The following is a 20,846-nucleotide window of genomic DNA, read 5'->3' on the forward strand; positions in this document are numbered from 1 at the left end:
CAGCTATCTTAAAATACAGGAGGAATTGAAATGAGCCATACTGTTTGCGTCGTCAATGAATTCATCTCGGAGAACCACAAAAAGCAGATCAACGCCGTGGCGGAAAAGCACGGATTTTCCGTCCGCTACTATCAGACCAAGGAGGACGCCGCCGGGCAAATTGCGGACTGCGAAGTGTTGTTCGGACACTGGCGGTCACTTTTGAAGGAGGCGCCCGATCTGAAATGGTATTGCTGCTCCTATGCGGGCGTGGACCCCTATCAGCCGCCGTTCCGGTTTCCCGAGGGCGTGATGCTCACCAATTCCTCCGGGGCTTACGGCGTGACCATCGCGGAGCACATTCTGATGGTAACGCTGATGCTTCAGCGGAAAATGCCGGACTACACAAAGGTCATCCAAAGTCATGGCTGGACCAACGACCTGCCCATCCGCTCCATTCAGGGCAGCCGTTTGACACTGCTGGGTACCGGCGACATCGGCACCACCTTTGCAAAGCGGGCCCGGGCTCTTTGCCCCGCGTCCATCACCGGCGTAAACCGCAGCGGGCGGGTCGCCGACGCGGTGTATGACCGGGTCGTCCCTATGACGGAGTTGGACAACGTCCTCCCGGAGACCGATATCCTCGTCATGTCTCTTCCCTCAACACCGGAGACCATCGGAATCATGACCAAAGAGCGCATCGCGCGGCTGTCCTCCTCGTCCATTCTGGTGAACGTGGGCCGCGGTACCGCAATCGATCAGGAGACACTGATGGAGGCGCTGAATTCCGACAAGCTGGCGGGTGCGGCGCTGGACGTGATGGTACCGGAGCCTCTGCCCGAGGACCATCCCCTGTGGAACACCAAAAACCTGCTGCTGACACCCCATGTGGCGGGCAACATGACTCTGGGCTACACCTGTGACAAAACGGTCTCCATGTTCTGCGAAAATTTGGAGAAATACGCGCAGGGCAAACCCCTGGACCACCTGGTTGATCTGAAGCGGGGGTATTAAAATGGATAACTTTACGTTTTACTCTCCTACTCTGTTTGCCTTCGGCGACGGAGAGGAGTGCCGCACCGGGGAGCTGGTGCGGCAGTTCGGCGGCACAAAGGCCCTGCTGATTATCGGCGGCGGATCGGTGAAACGGAACGGGGCCTATGACGCGGTGACCGCCTCCTTGGAAGCGGCAGGCATCCCCTTCGCCGAGCTTTCCGGCGTGCAGGCCAACCCCCGCAGCGGAAAAGTCTATGAGGGGATCGAGCTTTGCCGGAAGGAAGGTGTGGACTTTCTGCTGGCTCTGGGCGGCGGCTCCGTGATCGACACGGCGAAGGCCATCGCCATGGGCACGGGCTACGGCGGCGACTTCTGGGATTTCTTTTCCGGGAAAACACCCATTACCGATGTTTTGCCGGTAGGCGTGGTGCTGACCATCGCGGCGGCGGGGTCTGAGGGATCCGACAGCTGCGTCATCACTCTGGAAGAGGGAAATCTGAAATGGGGCTGCCCGAAGTCGGACCTGCTCCGGCCGAAGTTTGCGGTACTGGACCCCCGGCTCACCTGTTCCCTGCCTGCCTATCAGACCGCCAGTGGAGCGACGGACATGATCGCCCATATCTGCGAGCGGTATTTCACCAACACACCGGATGTGGATGTCACGGACCGGCTGTGCGAGGCGCTGATGAAAACCATTGTCTCCGCCGTGCCGAAAGCACTGGAGGATCCCAGTAATTACGCCGCCCGAACGGACCTCATGTGGGCGGGAATGCTGGCTCACAACAACTCCTGCGGCATAGGCCGGGTTCAGGACTGGGCCAGCCACCAGATTGAGCACGAGCTCTCCGCGTTCTATGACTGCGCCCACGGCGCAGGTCTGGCAGTGGTCATGCCGGCGTGGATGGAGTACGTTCTGCCCCACGACGTGAACCGGTTTGCTCAGTTCGCCGTCCGGGTATGGGACTGCGACATGGACTTTGTCCATCCGGAGATCACCGCCAAGGCGGGCATTGCCCGGTTCCGGGCGTTTTTGAAATCCATCGGGATGCCGGCCACGTTGTCGGAGGTGGGCGCCAACGCGGCGGACATTCCAGGCATGACCGCTCACCGGGCCGAAAAACCCGGCGGCTTCCCCTTTGGCAATTTCGTGAAGATCGGCCCCGAGGAAATGACTGCCATTCTCCATCTGGCGGAGTAATCCGTCCCGGCTTTTTTGAACCCAGGGAGTAAGTCTGCTGGGTTCCCTCGAGCAGAGCAAGCGAAACCGGGTAATCGACAAAATGCCCCCTGATGTAGGTTCCTACATCAGGGGGCATTGTTATGGGAAAATGAAAAGGGAGCTAAGCAAATACGATTCAGAGGGCGTTCCGTTCCATATCATCCGACCGGACCGGCGGAATGCCTTCTCCGTTAATACGCGACGCCCCAGTAGATGTCGGTTTTGCAGGGCTTTCCGCACACGGGACACACGCCCTCCGTTCCGGACTGGACCAAAGGCATACAGCGGGAAGAAACGCCCGCCTGCTCCTTCATGGCCATCTCGCACTCCACCGAGCCGCACCATTTGGAGCGGAGGAAACCGCCCTTGCCTTCGGCAATCGCCTTTGCCTCGGCGGGGGACTTGATGTCAAAGGTGTTGTCCTCCCGGTTTTTAAGGGCCATGGCATACATGTTGTCATGCACCTCATCCAGTAGCTTTACAATCGTCGTCTCCAGCTCTTCCAGCGACACGGATATCTTTTCTCCGGTATCCCGGCGCGCCACGATGCACCGTCCCGCCTCAATGTCCTTGGGGCCGATCTCCGCGCGCAGGGGCACGCCCTTCATCTCGTTTTCGGCAAACTTCCATCCGGGGGAGTTGTCGGAATCGTCCAGCTTCACCCGCACACCCGCGTCCAGCAGACGCTTTTTCAGGCTCTGCGCCGCGTCCAGAACGCCCTCCTTGTGCATCGCCACAGGAATGACTACCACCTGAACCGGGGCAATACGGGGCGGCAGAACCAGACCGTTGTCGTCGCCGTGGGTCATGATGATGCCTCCGATGATGCGGGTAGAAAGGCCCCAGGAGGTCTCATAGGGGGTGGTCAGACGGTTGTTCTTATCCGTAAAGGTAATGTCAAAGGCCTTGGGGAAGCCGTTTCCGAAATAGTGGCTGGTGCCGCCCTGAAGCGCCTTGTGGTCGTGCATCATGCACTCAATGGTATAGGTAGCCTCCGCCCCGGCAAACTTTTCTTTGTCCGTCTTCCGGCCCCGGATCACCGGCATGGCCAGCACGTCTTCGCAGAAGGTGGCATAGCACTCCAGAATCATCTCCGTCTCGCTGATCGCCTCTTCGGGTGTGGCGTGGATGGTGTGTCCCTCCTGCCACAAAAACTCCCGGTGACGCAGGAAGGGGCGGGAGGTTCTCTCCCACCGCAGTACGCTGCACCACTGGTTATAAAGCATCGGCAGGTCGCGCCAGGAGTGGACAACCCGGCTCCAGTGATCGCAGAAAAGCGTCTCGGAGGTGGGGCGGATGCACAGCCGCTCCTCCAGCCTCTCGCTGCCGCCCATGGTAACCCACGCGCACTCGGGCGCAAAGCCGGAGACATGTTCCTTTTCCTTTTGCAGCAGGGACTCGGGAATCAGCAGGGGCATGGAGACATTGGTATGCCCTGTCTTCTTAAACTCCTTATCCAGGATGTTCTGAATATTCTCCCAGATGGCGTAACCGTATGGGCGCAGGACAAACATCCCTTTTGTACTGGTGTAATCAATCAATTCCGCCTTTTTGCAAACGTCGGTATACCACTGGGCGAAATCGATATCACGGGATGTGATGGCCTCTACTTGTCTTCTGTCCTGTTCCATACTCTTCATTCCTTCATATTTTTAGTATCAGCGTTGTCATGGGTTTTTGCTGAATCTTTATTGTATCCAGTTTGCGGGAAATTGTCAACTGTTTTACTTCCGGCGTCAGCAGTCGCCTCCTTCATTCTGCTCAGAGCTTTGAGCATCAGCGGCACCGCCGTGATAAACGACAGGATATCCGCCACCGGCTGCGCCAAAATTACGCCCCACAGGTCCAATATCCGCGGTAGGAACAGCACCGCCGGAATGAAAAAAACTCCCTGTCGGGCCGCGGCGAGGAACGTTGCGGGTCCGGTATCCCCGATCGTCTGCAGCGTCATATTACTGAAGACCACCCAGCCGGAGAGCGCAAAGCCCACGCACTGGCACCGCATGGCCAGCGCACCCACCCGGACCACCTCCGGATCGTTCCGGAACAGCGCCACCATCTCCGGCGCAAAGGCCACGCCCAGCGCACACACCACCGCTAAAAACGCGGTGCCCCACTTCACGCAGAACCAGAAGCCCTGCCTCACCCGGTGATAGAGCTTCGCTCCATAGTTAAATCCGCAGACCGGCTGAAAGCCCTGTCCAAAGCCGATCAGGGCGGAGCCACCGAACATCATCACCCGGGTCACCACTGCCATCGCGGCGATCACGGCGTCTCCGTAGCCCCGGGATGCCCGGTTCAGACAGACGGCCGCAAGGCTGGCAAGACCCTGCCGAGCCAAAGACGGCAGACCGCCCCGGGCAATCTCTTTCATGTAAAACAGTTTCATCTGCGTCTCCTTTAGGTGGGGCCGCAGGTTTCCGCCCCGGCCACATTGCCACAGCAGCAGGCAAAAACTGGCGAACTGGCTGAGGACCGTGGCCAATGCCGCGCCGGCAACACCCATGTCCAGTGCGAAGATGAAGACGGGGTCCAGCCCGATATTCAACACCGCCCCGACCGAGATTCCCACCATACCATAGGCCGCGCTGCCCTGAAACCGCAGCTGGTTATTCAACACCAGCGACGCCGTCATCCACGGTGCGCCGATCAGGATAATCCGCATATAGTCCTTGGCGTATGGCAGGATGGTAGGGGTCGCTCCCAGCAGGTCGGCAAGGGGCGCCAGAAAAATCTCCCCCAATACGCACAGGGCCGCACCCGCCAACAGTGCCAGCGTATACCCAGTGGAGGACATCCGTCTGGCCTCCGCCCTGTCCTGTGCGCCCAGTTCCCGGGAAATATAGTTGCCGGACCCATGGCCAAAGAAAAACCCGATGGCCTGGATCACCGCCATCAGGGAAAACACCACCCCCACCGCTCCGGTGGCGCTGTTGCTGTTCAGTTTTCCAACAAAATAAGTATCCGCCATATTATAGACCGACGTCACCAGCATACTGATGACGCAGGGCACGGCCAGTTCGCAGATCAACCGCCCCACGGACTCCGTTGTCATTCGGTTGAATTTTTCCTCCTGATGATCCTCCACGCTGTTACTCCTCCTGTTTTTCCGAAATCGGCATCATAAAATGTATCACTCGCGCCGCACTCTCGCAAGAAGAAACCGCCCCGGTCCTTCGGACGAGGCGGTCGGATCAGCATAAGAATGTTTGCCGTGCCTCTGTGAAAACCTGCGGTTATCCCCGCCGAACCACCCGCCGCTCCTGAAGCGTACGGGTATAGGCCGCGGCGTCCGCCGTGGCTTCCGCCAGCAGGCGGAGAAACTGCTCCGCCTGAGGTGTGGACTTGGTGTTTTTCGCCCGAAGCCAGCCCAGGCGCACATTGCCCCTGCCCTCCAGCGGGATGGAGATCACCCTCTCGTCGCTCAGACCAGCCGTCAGAAGTCCGCTGCCGGTGGTAAACGCGTCCGTGGCCGCCAGTACCTCCATCATGGCCGTGCGGCTGTTGACGCAGATGGTTCTGACCGGTTTTCGATCGGAAAGCAATTGATATTCCTCCGAAAAATCCGCCGCCGCACCCTGATCGTGCTCAAAACAGGCATATGGATACTCCAAAAGTCCTTTTTCGGTTAATGGAGCACAGCCCGTGAGCGGATGATCCCTGTGAACATAGATGCAGGGCGGCACCGCCGCCAGTTCGTGAAATTCCACATCCTGCGTGTCCATCCGGCGGCGGATAATCTTCTCCGTCAGGTCCGAGAGAAAAATCACCCCCACATCCACCCGATGCTCGCACACGTCCTGAATGACCCCATCCATCCCCGTCTCCCGGATAGACAGGCTGTAGCTCGGCGCATCCATGGCCCTCAGCAGGCGCAAAAAAGCATCCTCCGCAAAGGGATACCGCTGGGTGGATACAGCAAAGCGCACCGGAGCAGGCGCAAACCGGTCGTTTGTGTACAGGCTCTCGATCCGGCGCTTCTGCTCCAACAGAGAGATCGCATAGGAGACAAATTCCTCCCCCTCCGGCGTAAATTCCACGCCCCGATTGCTGCGGTTGAAAAAGTGGATGCCAAGCTCATCCTCCAGATCCCGGATGGCGGTGGATATCCCGGACTGGGACAGAAACAGGTTATGCGCCGCCTTGTTGATCGACCCGCATTTACTGACCTCTACCACGTAAGAGAGTTGCTGGAATGTCATCGGATCCCCTCCTTCCGAATCTGTTCACTCCTTTCATTATAAAAATTTTTGGGAACTTGTCAAATTTATTATCTGAAAATTCTGGAACTGATTTCCGAAAAGACTTGCTAACGCCTTCTCTCAGAAGGTGCTATATTGTAGTTATAGTGTATAAATTTTCTTTTTTATTTTAGCCATGTATGGAAGTATTGCACAGTTTTCTGGATGAGTCGGTCGTTTTTCTTCGATACGACTGCCATCTATTCCCCGCCACACCCAAGCAAATAAACTTTTAATCCGCAGTTGTCAATTTGCCCGCTCTGCGGGCCCGATGAAAGGATGGTTCCATGAAAAACGAAAAGCAGCTGGGTTTCTCAACCCGCCAGATCCATGCCGGCAAGGAAGTCAACAGCGCCGGTTCCCTGTGCACCCCGATCTATCAGTCCTCCACCTTCGAGTTTGCCTCCGTGGAACAGGGCGGCGCCCGATTCGCTGGTAAAGAAAATGGATACATTTACACCCGCCTCGGCAACCCCTCCCTGACGCAGGTAGAGGCAAAAATGGCCTCTCTGGAAAACGGCGAGGCCGCCCTGGCCGCCGCCTCCGGCATGGGCGCCATTTCCTCCGCCTTTTGGACCTCCGTGGTGGCGGGCGACGAGATTCTGGCGGATGAAACGCTGTACGGCTGCACGTATGCCCTGCTGATGCACGGTATGAGCAAGTTCGGCGTCCATGTGACCTTTACCGATCTCAGCAAGCCGGAAAACCTCAAAAAACACCTGACCCGTAATACGAAGGTTGTTTATTTTGAGACGCCCTGCAATCCCACTATGAAGATCATCGACATTGCCGCCACCGCCCAAACCGCCCATGCGTTCAACCCCGGTATTCGGGTCATTGTGGACAACACCTTCTGTTCCCCCTATCTTCAGCGGCCGCTGGAGCTGGGCGCTGATGTGGTGGTTCACAGTGCCACCAAGTACATCAACGGCCACGGGGACGTGATCGCCGGTTTTGTGGTGGGCAGCGCGGACTTTATCGGCCAGTGCCGGATGTTCGGGCTGAAGGACATGACCGGCGCGGTCATGAGTCCCTTTGACGCGTTTTTGATTGCCCGGGGCCTGAAGACCCTCAGCATTCGTATGGAGCGCCACTGCTCCAATGCCCAGAAGGTGGCGGAGTTCCTTCACGGTCACCCCGCCGTGGCAAAGGTCTATTATCCCAGCCTCGACGATTTTGAGGGCCGCGAAATCGCGCAAAAGCAGATGAAGCTGCCCGGCGGCATGATGTCCATTGAACTGAAATCCGACCGGGCCGCCACTGCCGCCGCGCTGAACAAGCTGGAGATGTGTACCATCGCCGTGTCTCTGGGCGACGCCGAGACGCTGGTGGAGCATCCCGCCTCCATGACTCACTCCACCTACACTCCTGAGGAATTGAAAGCCGCCGGCATCAGCGAGGGGCTGGTCCGTATCAGCGTGGGCCTTGAGGACCCGGAGGACATCATCGCGGACTTCAAGTCCATTCTGGATACGCTCGTTTGATTCCAAATCGTATAAAGAGGCCCATGGATAACCTTGTGTTATCCATGGGCCTCTCTTTTTGAAAGAGAATCAGATCTCCTTGAGGTGTTCCATGTTGTGCCGCACTTCCTCGCAGCAGTTGTGAAACGCCGCTTTTTCTCCGTCGCTCAGCGGCAGTTCCACCACTTCCTCCACGCCATCCTTTCCGATGATGCAGGGGACGCCCACATAAAGGCCGGACTCGCCATACTCGCCGCAGAGCTCTGCGCTGGCGGGCATGATCTGCTTCTCGTCGTGCAGAACAATGTGGACCATCCGGGCGGCGGTGGTGGCGATGGCATACTCCGTGCAGAATTTTCCAGAAAATGTCGCCCAGCCCGCGCCGATCGACTCCTTCTGGAGGGCCTCCCGATCAAACTGGAAACGGGAATCTCCGGTTTTGGCCCAGTCGTCCAGACTGCGGCCCCGGAAGGACACAGCGGACCATGCGGCGATCTGCGCGTTGCCGTGCTCACCCAGCATATAGGCGGTGATGGATTTGTGGTCGATGCCGGTCTGGCGGGCCAGTGTGGAGATGAGGCGGGCGGTGTCCAGCCCCGTGCCGGTGCCGAAAACACGGCCCTTGGGAAGACCCAGACCCAGCGCCAGCTCCCGCGTCACAATGTCGCAGGGGTTGGTGATGTTGACCAGCACCCCGTTAAAGCCGCTGGCCTTGACCTTCTCCACATAGCTTCGGACGGCGGGGATTGTAAAGTCCATCTCCGTAACCCGGTTGTGATTGCCCCGGAGCAGGTCGATCTTGCCGGTGGAGTTGACGATCACGTCGCAGTCTCCCAGATCCGGGAAATCGCCCACGCTGACCTTCACCCGGTGAGGCAGATAGGCCACGGCGTCAAACAGATCCTGACACTCGCTCCTGACCTTTGCCTCATTTTGGTCCACCAAAACAATTTCGTCCGCGATGCCCTGCACCGCCAGCGAATACATCACGTGGGCGCCCACATGACCCAAACCAATCACACCGACTTTTCTTGTTCTCATCTATACGTTCCTCCTGATTTTATTCACTGGGAAAGGGGGATTGCTCCCCCTCTCCCAGTCGATTGCATATTTGATCTTTGCGCTTACATCCCGAAACCGGGAAACACCACCAGAGTATATACCATGGCGAGCGCCATGTACAGAGTCAGTATAATACCCCAGGCGGGAAGGGTCTTGCGCATGACCTTGGACTCGTTGCCCACCTGTCCGACGGTGGCGCAGGCCGCCACAGTGTTGTTGGGGCAGATCAGGTTGCCCAAAGACGCGCCGGCGTTTTGTCCCGCGAACACGGTGATGGGGTTCATCCCCAGGGACGTGGCCGCCTGCGTGTGCATCCCCGCGAACATGATGTTGGAGCCGAGGCCCGTTCCGGTGATGAAGGCGCCCATGGTACCGATAAACACAGCGGCGGCGGGGTAGAACATGCCGGCCAGGCGGGAGATGTCGCCGGCGATGAGGTTCATCATGCCGGTGGTCTTAGACTGCATAATATAGGCCAAAACCAGCAGACTGCCCATGGTCACCAAAACGGGGCAGACAGAACCGATCGTGCTCTTGCAGACAGAACCAAACTCGCTGCGGCGCAAAGCCTTTCCAACCGCGCTGGGAAAGTTTTTCACGCAGGCGGAGGCATCGGAGAAAAAGGTGCGGCCCTCCATGGCCCGCGCCTGGGCAGCGCTGACCTGTTCATAGACCGGAGCCTTGCCGTCTTTGCTCTGGCGGACCACAGTGACGGAGCCGCCGCCGGTAACGCCGGTGAACGCGCCGCCGAAGTCCTCGGCCCGCATACCCAGGGTGATGGCGCCCAGCACGGCGCACAGGAAGATCACCGCGTCCACCCAGACGATGTAGCCGAAGGTGCACATCAGCGCAAAGCCGTTTTTAACAAAAGCAGGCACGCCGTACCGCACGGCGGGGAGCAGGATCAGCATGTAGATATACGGGGACATGGCACGCCATGCGCTGTACTTCCGCTCCGCCTTTTCAGGCGTCTTGTAGCGAAACTCCTCAGGAGTCTTGATGGGAACCAGCTTCACGTAGGCCACGGAAAAGAGTATGGAGATGATGCCGGTGCCCATTGAAGTGACCTCGGGGCCGATAAAATTGCTAAGGAAGAACATGGTGACGCCCGTGGTGACGCCCGCATAGCAGAGGTAGGGGACGATGTTTTTAAAGCCCTTGCGGCCGAAAGCAATCGCCACCATGATGAAGGGAATGACCATCACGCCGAACATATGAATGCGGCCCACCATGGCGGAATTCAGCGCCGCGGTGGAAACGCCCGCGTCTACCAGGGCCGCGCCGCCGGAAATGGTAGTCAGGCCCGCGCCGCCCCAGGAACAGGGAGTTGCATCGCCCAGCAGCGCCACCGCAATGGCTATCACCGGGTCAAAGCCCAGCGCCACGAGAAACGGAGCCGCGATGGCTGCGGGAGCGCCGGCACCGGCGGCGCCCTCCAGGAAAATGGGGACCATCAGGCCCACCACGATCAGCTGCACCCGGCGGTCGCTGCCGGAGATGTGGGCCACGGTGTTTTTCACGTCTTCGATTGCTCCGGTTTTCTTCAGCGTATTGAGAATGACGAAGGCTCCGAAGACCATTGCGACGATTTTTCCGCCCTCCTTGATCCCCTTCCAGAGCAAGGCGTCATAGGCCGCGACATTTTCCTTAAAGCCAAGACCCGTGACGTTGAAATAGGTAAAGGCCAGAGCCAGCGTCCACAGCAGCGCCAGCGGCGCGACTTTCATCGCCGGTTTCTTGAACGCCAGAATCCCCACCAGCACAAACACGATGGGACTGACTGCCAGCATAAACTTTAAAACTCCCATAATCGATCATCCTCTCATTTTTACCAGACTGAAAATATAAAAAAGAGAAGCGGGGGGGGGGGGGGGGGGGGCTCCGCCTGACAGCGGAGCCGCTTCTGATTTTTCCAAAATAGAATATCAGACGCAGGTCACCGTTTCAGGCGCATAGAAATCAGCAGTACTACCAGCAGAACCAGCAGGCTAATCAGAGTAATCAGGCTAATCAGGGTAATGTTCAGCAAGCCCAGCAGAGATACCAGTACCAGAGCCAGCAGGACAACAAAAAAGGACGCCGCAAATGCAGCGTCCAGAATCAAAATGGCCGTATGAAAAGCCGTGCGGGCGCAGGAGAAAGCATCCGCGGCAAATGCTGCCGTGGAAGTCATGGCGGTATTTGTACGCATGCGCATCGTCATGGCTTTCTCCTCTCTCGACGCTCTGTTGCGCCGGTGTTTTTTCCTACGATAACTGCTTAATTAAAAAAAGTCAACAGGAAGTTCAATCCGTTTATTAACTTTATGAAAATATTCCGTTTTTCTATGGTATATCAGTTAGTTTTATGTGTATTTTGTATGCAAAAATGTGTCAGACAGCCAGTTCGTTGTCTGCTTTCGCAGAACAAGCCGCTATTCTTTTTTAAGAGCCCGACACCCTTTTCAATCCATGGGGATTGCAGAAAACAGGGATAAGAAGCAAGCATCAAGGCGTCCGCTATAAGCGGACGCCTTGATGCTTGCTTTCCCGCGGCTAACCTTAATCGTTCGGGACGAATTTGCTGGCGGGTGCGTGGCAGACGGGACAAATATAGTCCGGCGGTAAAGTCTCGCTCTCGTAAATATAACCGCAGACGGTGCAGCGGAATCCGTTGCCCACCATCTCCCGTACCACGGTGGCCGTGGGCGGCGTGCTTTTGCCGCGGCTCGAAAATGCGCCCAGCGTCAATACCGCTCCCCCGGCGAGGACCTCCGCCTCACTGGCCTCGCCCACAAAGAGCAGATAACTTCCGATCTCCAGCTTTTCCACCACCCGGCAGCTGACCCGGGACACCATGTGGTCCGTCAGATACGGGCAGCCCGCTTCATCCGTCTTCGCCTCGAACCCGGCAAACTTGTCCCCCACCCGGCCAGACTTGTAACCAAAGGTGTTTATAATTTCCTCCGTACAGTCCGCTGCCAGCAGCGTCACAGAGAAAACACCGGAGGCCAGGATCGCATCGGTAGTAGCGTGATCCTTATTTAAGGTAACAATAAAGCGGGGCGGATGGGACGAGGTAACCTGCGCAAAAGAGGTAACAATACAGCCGTTCCGTCTGCCATTGGCGGTCGAGGAAACCAAATACATACCGTAATCCATAACATCATAGGCCTTTGCGTTTAGTGCTCCACTCATAAAAAAGCCCCTTCCCTGTGCCGTTATCGGCAATTTACTTAGTATATCTATTATTTCTAATATACCAAAAATTCTTAGAATTGAAAGCAGTTTATGCAACAGAAAAATTTTCTCGGTTTCTCTCTGGACAAACGCATTTTTTACGCGTATACTTTCCTCAAATTAATTGCTATTATTTTTCTTACTCTTAGAAATAAGCAAATTTAATATTGAGAAGGAGTGGTTCCATGTCTGAGAGCTATGCGGGTAAGATCAACCGAAAGCTGCTGAAAAAGCGGCGCATCATCGCCGCCGCCTCCGGTCGGGAAAAGGCGGATCTGGTGTTGAAAAACGCCACCTACGTCAATGTGTTCTCAAACGAGTTGTGTCAGGCCGATATCGCCGTGGCCGAGGGGCTGATCGTGGGCATGGGCCGGTACGAGGGCGAGACGGAACAGGACTGCTCCGGAAAAATTGTCCTGCCCGGTTTTCTGGACGCCCACATTCATCTGGAGAGTTCTCTGGTCAGTCCCCGGGAATTTGTGAAGGCCGTTTTGCCTCACGGAACCACCACCGTCATCACCGATCCCCATGAGATCGCCAACGTCATGGGGACGGACGGCATCGAGTATATGCTTCAGGCCACGGAAGGCCTGCCGGTGGATGTACGGTTTATGCTGCCCTCCTGCGTCCCGGCGACACCTCTGGACGAATCCGGGGCGATTCTGGATTATCGTGCCATCGACTCCTTCTATGACCACCCAAGAGTTCAGGGCCTTGCGGAGATGATGAACTTCGTGGGCGTAATCAACGGTGACGAGCAGGCCGTTGAAAAAATTGTGGCGGCTCAGGCGCATCACAAGAAGATCGACGGCCACGCTCCGGATCTTGTGGGCAACGATCTGAATACCTATATTGCCGCCGGGGTCTACTCCGACCACGAGTGCCACGATCTGAACGACGCCATCGAAAAGCTGCAGCGGGGCCAGTTCATTATGATCCGGGAGGGCACCGCCGCCCGAAATCTGGAGGCGCTGGTACCGCTTCTGTGCGACAAATACTCCGAGCGCTGCATGTTCTGCACCGACGACAAGCACCCCAACGACCTTTTGGAAAAGGGCCATATCGACTATATCGTGAAGCGGGCCATCGCCCTTGGAGCAAACCCCATCACGGCTGTGAAGGTGGCCTGCCACAATGCGGCACGGTATTTCCTGCTGAATAACCGGGGAGCCGTCGCGCCGGGCTATCTGGGCGACTTTGTCATCATCGACAGCTTTGAGAAGTTCCATATTGAAAAGGTCTATAAGCGGGGCGAGCTCCTTGTGGAAAATGGCGAGGTGAAGGATTTCCCCGTGCCGCCCATCGAGCCGTATCTGGTGGAGCGTTCCCACAATACGTTCCATGTGGGAACGCTGACAGCGGAGGATTTCACGGAAAAACGCCCCCGGGGCATCATCGGCATGGTCCCCGGCGAGATCACCACGGTGGACGCGGGGTACTCCGACCGCATCGACGCGGAATACGACGTGTTGAAGTTGGCCGTGGTGGAGCGGCACAAAAACACGCGCCACATCGGCATCGGCTACATTCAGGGCTACGGCCTGAAGTCCGGCGCGGTGGCCACCTCCATTTCCCATGACTCCCACAACATCATTGTCGTGGGGACCAATGAGGCGGACATGGCGGCGGCGGCAAACCGGGTGGTGGAGCTGAACGGCGGCATCGTGGTGCTGGACGGGGGGAAATCTGTGGCGGAGGTACCTCTGGCCATCGCCGGCATCATGAGTGAAGAGCCGTTGACGGTAGTCAACCGGGAGCTGGAGGCTGCCAAAGCGAAAGCCTATGCTCTGGGAGTCTCAGTGGGCATCGATCCCTTCATGACTCTCAGCTTCATGGCCCTGCCCGTCATTCCGTCCCTGCGAATTACCACCCGGGGCGTGTTTGACGTGAATCATCAGACCTACGTATAAACCGGATTTTGCCGCGCGGACAAAGGCGTTTGCTTTTGTCCGCGCGGTTTTTGCTTTCGGAAGACGGTGACAAAGTTCTCGCCTTGCCGTCTCACTTTCGCGGTCATTTCGACGAAAATGCAGGATAGCGTCCTGTTTCCGCCACTTTTTACTTTTCATGTCTAAGTTTTTGTGTTACATTAAGGTAACTATTACATAATAATAAAAATCGACTGCAAAACCAGCAGTCTCAGGAGGGATCTCTCATGATCGCGCTGTGTTCTTCCGGCGTGTTCCTTTCCAACGGCGTCCCCTGCGAAACCGCATCCGTCTCCCCGGGGGAGGGCCGGAAGCGCACTCTAACCTGGTCTGTTTTACAGAGCCACAATGTCTCCGGAGGTGAGGACCAGCTTCAGATTCGCTTTGACGCCATGGCCTCCCACGACATTACCTATGTGGGCATCATCCAGCAGGCCCGAGCCTCCGGTATGCAGGAATTTCCCCTGCCCTACGCGCTGACCAACTGCCACAACAGCCTGTGCGCCGTGGGCGGCACCATCAACGAGGATGACCACGCCTTCGGCCTCTCCGCTGCGAAAAAGTACGGAGGCATCTATGTCCCCGCCAACCAGAGCGTCATCCACTCCTATGCCCGGGAACAGCTGGCCGGCTGTGGAAAGATGATCCTTGGCTCCGACTCCCACACCCGGTACGGGGCTCTTGGCACCATGGGCGTGGGCGAGGGCGGCCCGGAGCTTTGCAAGCAGCTGCTGAAAAACACCTGGGATGCCGATTATCCGGAGGTAGTGCTGGTGTACCTCACCGGCGCACCGAAAATGGGTGTTGGGCCTCACGATGTGGCTCTGGCTCTGGTGAAGGCCACGTTTGAAAGCGGCTTTGTCCGCAACCGGGTTCTGGAGTTTGCGGGACCTGGAATTGCCTCCCTACCCATAGACTACCGCAACGGCATCGACGTGATGACCACGGAGACCGCCTGCCTCAGCTCTATCTGGGAAACCGACGACACCGTGAAGCTGTTTTATGAAACCCACGGCCGGGCGGAAGCATACAAGCCCCTGCGCCCTGGGGAGTCCGCCTACTACGACCGCATGGTCACCATCGACCTCGGCACAGTGGAACCCATGATCGCGCTTCCCTTCCATCCCTCCAACGCCTGGCCAATCCGGGAATTTCTGGATAACGCCGACGACATTCTGTCTGCGGTGGAGTGGGACGCAAAAAAGCGCTGGCCCATGGTCAAGCCCCGGCTTACGGACAAGATCCGGGATGGCGGCGTCTGGGCTGATCAGGGCATCGTGGCGGGCTGCGCCGGCGGACTTTTCGACAACATCACCGCCGCCGCGGACATCCTGCGGGGCGGCGGCGTGGGAGACGGCGGGTTCTCCCTCAGCGTCTATCCCACCAGCGTGCCGGTGAGTCTGGCCCTGACCCGGGCAGGCGTCACCGCAGACCTGCTGGAGACCGGCACGATCATCAAGCCCAGTTTCTGCGGTCCCTGCTTCGGCGCGGGAGACGTACCCGCCAATAACGCTCTGAGCCTGCGGCATACCACCCGCAACTTCCCAAACCGGGAGGGCAGCAAGCCCGGGGACGGGCAATTCTCCGGCGTGTGCCTGATGGACGCCCGCTCCATCGCCGCCACCGCCCGGAACGGCGGAAAGATCACCCCTGCCACGGAGACGGACTGTGACATCCGCCCCCTCCCCTACCGGTTCGATGCCTCCCCCTATGTAAAGCGGGTATACAATGGCATCGGAAATCCCCAACCGGGGACGGAACTGGTGATGGGGCCCAATATAACGGACTGGCCGGAGATCCAGCCTTTGGCGGACAACCTGTTGGTAGAACTGGCGGCGGTCCTGCGGGACGAGGTCACCACCACCGACGAGCTGATTCCCTCCGGTGAGACCTCGGCCTACCGTTCCAACCCTCTGCGTCTGGCGGAATTCACCCTGTCCCGCCGGGAACCGCAGTACGTGCCCCGCGCTAAAGCCGCAGCGATGGCAGAAGCTGACCGTCTGTCGGGAAAAGCTCCGGCAGCGTTGACCTCGCTTCTCAACCGCGTGGGCGATGGGGCAACGCTTTTGAAAACCACGCAATTCGGCTCCGCCATTTACGCCAACAAGCCCGGCGACGGGTCCGCCCGGGAGCAGGCTGCGTCCTGCCAGCGGGTGCTGGGGGGCTGCGCCAACTTCTGCCGGAGCTTTGCCACAAAGCGCTACCGCTCCAACTGCATCAACTGGGGCATTTTACCCTTCACGCTGGAAGAGGATTTCACCGGCGAAAATGGCGACTGCGTCTTCATCCCCGGCGTCCGGGAGTCCCTTGCCGCTGGGAAGGAAGCGCTTCCCGCCACGCTGCTGCGAAGCGACGGGAGGACGGAGTCCCTAATCCTCCACCTACAAAATCTGACAGAGGACGAACAGGAAATCCTGTTGGACGGCTGCCTGATGAATTACTATCGAAAGAGGAACAGCTGATATGGAAAAAATCAAAATGAAGGTACCTCTGGTGGAGATGGACGGGGACGAAATGACCCGCGTTCTCTGGCAGATTATTAAGGATGAGCTGATTAAGCCCTACGTGGATCTGAAAACGGAGTACTACGATCTGGGTCTTGGTCATCGGGACGAGACGCGGGATCAGGTAACCGTTGACGCGGCCAATGCCACGGAGCGGCTGGGCGTGGCAGTCAAATGCGCCACCATCACCGCCAACCGCCATCGGCAGGAGGAATACCACCTGTCGGAAATCTGGCCCTCACCCAACGGAACCATCCGCGCCGTACTGGACGGAACGGCGTTCCGCGCCCCCATTCTGCTGCCCTTTCTCCGTCCGGCGGTGCCGGGGTGGGAGAAGCCCATCACTGTGGCCCGCCATGCCTATGGCGACATGTATAAGGCCGTGGAGTTGGTGACGGACGAACCTGGCATCGCCACTCTGAATTTCAAAGGACACAGCGGCAGGGAGCAAACGCTCACCATCGCCCAAACGAAAGGCTCTGCCGTGTTTCAGGGACAGCACAACACGGAGACCTCCATTCGCGCCTTTGTTCGCTCCTGCTTTCAGTACGCGCTGGATACGAAGCAGGACCTGTGGTTCTCCGCCAAGGACACCATCTCCAAGGAATATGACGGGGAGTTCCGCAGAGCCTTTGACGAGGAATTCGCCAATACCTATAAGGAACGATTTGACGCTCTGGGTCTCCACTATTTCTATACGCTGATCGACGACGCGGTATCCCGGGTCATGCGCTCTAAGGGCGGCTTTGTCTGGGCTCTGAAGAATTATGACGGGGATGTCATGAGCGACATGGTGGCCGCGGCCTTTGGGTCTCTTGCCATGATGACCTCCGTGCTGATGTCTCCGGATGGGTCCACGGAGTTTGAAGCGTCCCACGGCACCGTCACCCGCCACTTTTACCGTTACCGCGCCGGGGAAAAGCCCTCCACCAACTCCACCGCCACCATCTTCGCCTGGACCGGCGCTCTGCGCCGCCGGGGACAGCTGGATGATCTGCCCGATCTGGTATCGTTTGCCGGAAAGCTGGAAAGCGCGTGTCTTGAAACCATGAAGGACGGCCTCCTCACCGGCGACCTGGCCGTTCTGGTCGACGAAGGGCACCGGTGTCAGATCGTAAACTACGAGGAGTCCCTGCTGGCCATCTCAAAACGGCTGGCCGAAAAAATGCGCAGCGTTTCCAATCGGTAAGTTGGGCTTCCGTTCGCGCAGTCATATTCTGCCCTGCTGCATTTCAGCGCGGCGGCAGACGTCCGTCCACCAAAAAAGCCGGTGGGGAGAATGAAACATTCTCCCCACTGGCTTTTCTTATACCGTCATATTCCGAAAAAGCGCGTATTTTGCCTTATTCCGGCTTCATAGCCGTCCGCAGGGTATCGGTGATGGCTCCCTCGAACAGCTCCGTTGCATGGGCATGGAGCGTCTCCAGCGCACCGGCGGAGAGATTGCAGCTCACCTGTCCGCCCATGGACAGGTCCATGTCGAAGATAAACTTGACCTCCGTGTCCTGAGGCGCGTCGGGCTGGTTCGCCCGCAGACGGCCGGGTCCGGCGTGGACCTTTGCCGCGCAGCTGGAATCCAGCTTACACTGCAAATCCACCGCGCTGTTCAGCACGTCCTCCTCCCGCACGTCCGGCTCCGCCATGGCGCCCAGATATGCCGGCGCAATCAGTTCCGTCCACGCGCTGTCCCGCAGACTCAGCTTCTCGCGGGAGATGATGTTCACGTACCGCAGCCCCACCCGTTCAAAATAAGCGGGCTTGTAAATACGGATAAACTCCGCCAGAGGCTTGTCCAATTCTCTCGCAAAATCCTCCCATCCGGTATACCGTAGGGTGGACAGGGCAATAAAATTCTGGGTCAGATTGATCTTCCACAGATTGTCGGCGGCGACAAAGTGATAGTTCGTCACCGGCTTTTGCTGCTTGATCTGGGGGTTGGGCCCGCCGAGGCCCTCCACCTGAGGAGGAACCGTGTCCTCCCGCCGAATGAACTGGGGGAAATCCTCCCGGATCGCGTCCTGAAACGCTGCGGGTTCCGTGTCATTGATCGCAAGGATCGTTGGAAACCGGAACTGGCAAATCACCTCGTGAGCAGGGGCATCGGCGTAAACCGTTCTGGGATGTTTGGAAAACAACATGGCACAAAGGCTCCTTTTTTCAATGTTGCCTTTATCATATCCCCCGTGCGAAAAAAAGTCAATCAAAGGTAGAACCGATGGCAGCCGATCGTGGTGTAATAGGTCCGGTTGGCATTGACCCACAGGCCCTTTGACAAAGCGGGCGCGTAGAAGTACATACACTTCCCCACCGTCTCCGCGCCGTCCAGCGCCTGCTTAGCCGCCAATACGGCGGAAGCGGCGGGGGTGTTGTAGACCGTGCCGTTGCTCACCGGCTCAAACTGGACGCCGTCCCTGCTATCGAACACCACCGCTTGAACGGAGTTCGGAAAATTGTCGGAAGCCACCCGGTTCAGCACCACATTGCCCACGGCAACCTGTCCCTCCATCGATTCTCCCTCGCTCTCGGCGCTGATGATATGAGACAGCCAGTACAATTCCACGGCATCATACGAGGCGTTTGGAGATGTCACCGCCACGCCGCCGAACGCGCCGTCCCACGCGACTCCGCCGCCGCAGGCGGCGGTGGTGAGCCGCAGAGGAACGTAGGTACATCCGGACCGTACTGTCACGCTGCCGCTGTATGTATGCCCACCCACCGTGATGGTGTCGGCCGTCGGGTCCGCCTCCAGATGCGTCGTCCCGCAACTGGCCACGGCTTCTCCCTTCGCCGTATCCCAGTGAAGCTCCCAGCCGCCGAAGGCGTCCAGCAGCGCCCGCAGGGGAACATAAGTCACGCCGCTCTCCAGATAATTTTCCGTAGTCAGCACGGTGCCGTCCACCTGCACCGACACCGTCCGGGCCGTCGCCGCGGCAGGAACGACGGCGCCAGCCGTCAGCACCGCCGCCAACAGCCCTGTCATGATTTCCCGTTTCATCATCCCGATTGTCCTTTCTGCGCTGTCCCCAAGCGTTAAAGTCGGCTCAGGGGCACTGTGTTTTCCATTTTTGTTGGAAATTCCTATAAAAAATAATACAGGAAGTTACAAAAAGTTACAACCCGCAAAAGCTGGAAAAACTGGAACAGTCTGGCTGGGAGAAAACGCGGCCCCGTTCCCATGGGAACGGGGCCGCGTAGGTGGCAGAGGGGTTCATTCAAGCTGCCGCAGCCGGCAGGCAGGCATAATCAGCACTTCTGCGCGCAAAGTCAGATGTCGGCTCAGTTCCGGAACATAGGGGTGGAAAGATACCGCTCGCCCGAATCCGGAAGCAGCGCCACAACGGTCCTGCCGCGATTCTCCGGTCGTCTTGCCAGCTGGATCGCCGCCCAGACTGCCGCGCCGGAGGTAATGCCCACCAGCAGGCCCTCACTTTGGGCCAGCTCGCGGCCAAGGGCATAGGCATCCTCGTCGGTGACGGGCACGATCTCGTCCAGCAGCGTCCGGTCCAGATTCCCCGGCACAAAGTTCGCGCCAATCCCCTGCAGACCGTGGGGGCCCGCGTGACCCCCGCTCAGCAGCGGTGACCGGGACGGCTCCACGGCAACCACCTTCACGCTCGGTTTTTTCTCCTTGAGATACTTCCCCGTTCCACTGATGGTACCGCCCGTGCCGACGCCGGCCACGAACACATCCACCTGCCCGTCGGTATCCGCCCAGATTTCAGGGCCGGTGGTACAATAGTGCGCCTCCGGATTGGCGGGATTGTCGAACTGGCCCCCAAGGATACTGCCGGGCGTGGCCCTTTGCAGTTCCTCCGCCTTCCTGACAGCGCCGGACATTCCCTCTTCTCCGGGCGTCAGAACAATTTCCGCACCGTAGGCCCTGATGAGGTTTTGCCTCTCCACGCTCATGGTTTCCGGCATCGTCAAAATCACATGATACCCCTTCGCCGCGCCCACGGCGGCCAAACCGATTCCCGTATTCCCGGAGGTGGGCTCGATGATGGTGCCGCCGGGAATCAGACTGCCCGCCTGTTCCGCCGCCGCGATGATCTGCGCGGCCACCCGGTCCTTTGCGCTGCCCGCGGGGTTGGACCTCTCCAGCTTCGCCAGCAAAACGGCATCCAGACCGTACTGAGATTCGATGTGATGCAGCCGCACCAGCGGTGTGTTGCCAATCAATTCCTCTATGCTGTCATAAATCCTCATGAATACCCCTCCCTGCGCATTTACACCGCA

At 58.3% G+C, this 20,846-nt stretch carries 16 protein-coding genes; 6 read left to right on the forward strand and 10 right to left on the reverse strand.

Annotation, left to right across the window (positions count from 1 at the left end; all coding sequences use genetic code 11):
* The first annotated feature begins 30 nt into the window (after positions 1 to 30).
* Together ABWQ15_RS08700 and ABWQ15_RS08705 are read left to right on the forward strand one after the other, a co-directional pair.
* Complete coding sequence (locus tag ABWQ15_RS08700) at positions 31 to 993, forward strand: D-2-hydroxyacid dehydrogenase (RefSeq protein WP_353908374.1); 963 nt, start codon at positions 31 to 33, stop codon at positions 991 to 993.
* A 1-nt stretch (position 994) separates the two neighbouring features.
* On the forward strand, positions 995 to 2,173 hold the full coding sequence (locus ABWQ15_RS08705; protein WP_353908375.1) for an iron-containing alcohol dehydrogenase: 1,179 nt from the start codon (positions 995 to 997) through the stop codon (positions 2,171 to 2,173).
* A 212-nt stretch (positions 2,174 to 2,385) separates the two neighbouring features.
* Here the strand turns inward: ABWQ15_RS08705 and proS are convergent, their stop codons facing one another.
* The 3 genes from proS to ABWQ15_RS08720 form a co-directional block, all read right to left on the reverse strand.
* The gene (gene proS / locus ABWQ15_RS08710; protein WP_353908376.1) at positions 2,386 to 3,825 is read right to left on the reverse strand and encodes a proline--tRNA ligase; all 1,440 of its coding nucleotides are present in this window, start codon (positions 3,823 to 3,825) and stop codon (positions 2,386 to 2,388) included.
* Between the two features lie 5 nt (positions 3,826 to 3,830).
* Positions 3,831 to 5,282, reverse strand: coding sequence for an MATE family efflux transporter (locus ABWQ15_RS08715; protein WP_353908377.1), 1,452 nt, complete (start codon positions 5,280 to 5,282; stop codon positions 3,831 to 3,833).
* A 148-nt stretch (positions 5,283 to 5,430) separates the two neighbouring features.
* Positions 5,431 to 6,396 carry a LysR family transcriptional regulator gene (locus tag ABWQ15_RS08720; protein ID WP_353908378.1) on the reverse strand — a complete coding sequence of 322 codons (966 nt, stop codon included), beginning with the start codon at positions 6,394 to 6,396 and terminating at the stop codon, positions 5,431 to 5,433.
* A gap of 326 nt (positions 6,397 to 6,722) precedes the next feature.
* Between ABWQ15_RS08720 and megL the strand changes: the two genes are divergently transcribed.
* Positions 6,723 to 7,919, forward strand: coding sequence for a methionine gamma-lyase (gene megL, locus ABWQ15_RS08725; protein WP_353908379.1), 1,197 nt, complete (start codon positions 6,723 to 6,725; stop codon positions 7,917 to 7,919).
* Positions 7,920 to 7,988: 69 nt separating this feature from the next.
* Here megL and ABWQ15_RS08730 read toward each other — a convergent pair whose 3' ends face one another.
* The 4 genes from ABWQ15_RS08730 to ABWQ15_RS08745 form a co-directional block, all read right to left on the reverse strand.
* Positions 7,989 to 8,939 carry an L-lactate dehydrogenase gene (locus ABWQ15_RS08730; protein WP_353908380.1) on the reverse strand — a complete coding sequence of 317 codons (951 nt, stop codon included), beginning with the start codon at positions 8,937 to 8,939 and terminating at the stop codon, positions 7,989 to 7,991.
* A gap of 83 nt (positions 8,940 to 9,022) precedes the next feature.
* Positions 9,023 to 10,768, reverse strand: a complete 1,746-nt coding sequence (locus tag ABWQ15_RS08735) for an L-lactate permease (protein WP_353908381.1) — start codon at positions 10,766 to 10,768, stop codon at positions 9,023 to 9,025.
* A 128-nt stretch (positions 10,769 to 10,896) separates the two neighbouring features.
* Positions 10,897 to 11,163, reverse strand: a complete 267-nt coding sequence (locus tag ABWQ15_RS08740) for a hypothetical protein (protein ID WP_353908382.1) — start codon at positions 11,161 to 11,163, stop codon at positions 10,897 to 10,899.
* A 337-nt stretch (positions 11,164 to 11,500) separates the two neighbouring features.
* Entirely contained in the window at positions 11,501 to 12,136 is a 636-nt protein-coding gene (locus tag ABWQ15_RS08745; RefSeq protein WP_353908383.1) for a flavin reductase, read from the reverse strand.
* Between the two features lie 227 nt (positions 12,137 to 12,363).
* On the opposite strand from ABWQ15_RS08745, the gene ade reads away from it, so the two are divergent.
* The 3 genes from ade to ABWQ15_RS08760 all read left to right on the forward strand — a co-directional run bounded on the left by ade (position 12,364) and on the right by ABWQ15_RS08760 (position 17,799).
* Positions 12,364 to 14,088: an adenine deaminase gene (gene ade / locus ABWQ15_RS08750; protein ID WP_353908384.1), complete on the forward strand. Its 1,725-nt coding sequence runs from the start codon at positions 12,364 to 12,366 to the stop codon at positions 14,086 to 14,088.
* 245 nt (positions 14,089 to 14,333) lie between these two features.
* Positions 14,334 to 16,568: a hydratase gene (locus tag ABWQ15_RS08755; RefSeq protein WP_353908385.1), complete on the forward strand. Its 2,235-nt coding sequence runs from the start codon at positions 14,334 to 14,336 to the stop codon at positions 16,566 to 16,568.
* A gap of 1 nt (position 16,569) precedes the next feature.
* Positions 16,570 to 17,799, forward strand: a complete 1,230-nt coding sequence (locus ABWQ15_RS08760) for an NADP-dependent isocitrate dehydrogenase (RefSeq protein WP_353908386.1) — start codon at positions 16,570 to 16,572, stop codon at positions 17,797 to 17,799.
* A 154-nt stretch (positions 17,800 to 17,953) separates the two neighbouring features.
* Here ABWQ15_RS08760 and ABWQ15_RS08765 read toward each other — a convergent pair whose 3' ends face one another.
* The 3 genes from ABWQ15_RS08765 to cysK all read right to left on the reverse strand — a co-directional run bounded on the left by ABWQ15_RS08765 (position 17,954) and on the right by cysK (position 20,816).
* A complete protein-coding gene (locus tag ABWQ15_RS08765) occupies positions 17,954 to 18,748 on the reverse strand; it encodes a TIGR04255 family protein (protein ID WP_353908387.1) in 795 nt (264 codons plus the stop codon).
* Between the two features lie 62 nt (positions 18,749 to 18,810).
* Positions 18,811 to 19,608 carry a cell wall hydrolase gene (locus tag ABWQ15_RS08770; protein ID WP_353908388.1) on the reverse strand — a complete coding sequence of 266 codons (798 nt, stop codon included), beginning with the start codon at positions 19,606 to 19,608 and terminating at the stop codon, positions 18,811 to 18,813.
* Between the two features lie 278 nt (positions 19,609 to 19,886).
* Complete coding sequence (gene cysK / locus ABWQ15_RS08775) at positions 19,887 to 20,816, reverse strand: cysteine synthase A (protein WP_353908389.1); 930 nt, start codon at positions 20,814 to 20,816, stop codon at positions 19,887 to 19,889.
* Positions 20,817 to 20,846 lie beyond the last annotated feature (30 nt).

It is taken from the genome of Oscillibacter sp., from assembly GCF_040505565.1.
GTDB lineage: Bacteria > Bacillota > Clostridia > Oscillospirales > Oscillospiraceae > Oscillibacter.

Bases quoted from the DNA above. Each gene is read 5' to 3' on its own strand.
- ABWQ15_RS08700 (WP_353908374.1), top strand. From the start codon at position 31: ATGAGCCATACTGTTTGCGTCGTCAATGAATTCATCTCGGAGAACCAC.
- ABWQ15_RS08705 (WP_353908375.1), top strand. From the start codon at position 995: ATGGATAACTTTACGTTTTACTCTCCTACTCTGTTTGCCTTCGGCGAC.
- proS (WP_353908376.1), bottom strand. From the start codon at position 3,825: ATGGAACAGGACAGAAGACAAGTAGAGGCCATCACATCCCGTGATATC.
- ABWQ15_RS08720 (WP_353908378.1), bottom strand. From the start codon at position 6,396: ATGACATTCCAGCAACTCTCTTACGTGGTAGAGGTCAGTAAATGCGGG.
- megL (WP_353908379.1), top strand. From the start codon at position 6,723: ATGAAAAACGAAAAGCAGCTGGGTTTCTCAACCCGCCAGATCCATGCC.
- ABWQ15_RS08730 (WP_353908380.1), bottom strand. From the start codon at position 8,939: ATGAGAACAAGAAAAGTCGGTGTGATTGGTTTGGGTCATGTGGGCGCC.
- ABWQ15_RS08735 (WP_353908381.1), bottom strand. From the start codon at position 10,768: ATGGGAGTTTTAAAGTTTATGCTGGCAGTCAGTCCCATCGTGTTTGTG.
- ABWQ15_RS08740 (WP_353908382.1), bottom strand. From the start codon at position 11,163: ATGACGATGCGCATGCGTACAAATACCGCCATGACTTCCACGGCAGCA.
- ABWQ15_RS08745 (WP_353908383.1), bottom strand. From the start codon at position 12,136: ATGAGTGGAGCACTAAACGCAAAGGCCTATGATGTTATGGATTACGGT.
- ade (WP_353908384.1), top strand. From the start codon at position 12,364: ATGTCTGAGAGCTATGCGGGTAAGATCAACCGAAAGCTGCTGAAAAAG.
- ABWQ15_RS08755 (WP_353908385.1), top strand. From the start codon at position 14,334: ATGATCGCGCTGTGTTCTTCCGGCGTGTTCCTTTCCAACGGCGTCCCC.
- ABWQ15_RS08760 (WP_353908386.1), top strand. From the start codon at position 16,570: ATGGAAAAAATCAAAATGAAGGTACCTCTGGTGGAGATGGACGGGGAC.
- ABWQ15_RS08765 (WP_353908387.1), bottom strand. From the start codon at position 18,748: ATGTTGTTTTCCAAACATCCCAGAACGGTTTACGCCGATGCCCCTGCT.
- ABWQ15_RS08770 (WP_353908388.1), bottom strand. From the start codon at position 19,608: ATGATGAAACGGGAAATCATGACAGGGCTGTTGGCGGCGGTGCTGACG.
- cysK (WP_353908389.1), bottom strand. From the start codon at position 20,816: ATGAGGATTTATGACAGCATAGAGGAATTGATTGGCAACACACCGCTG.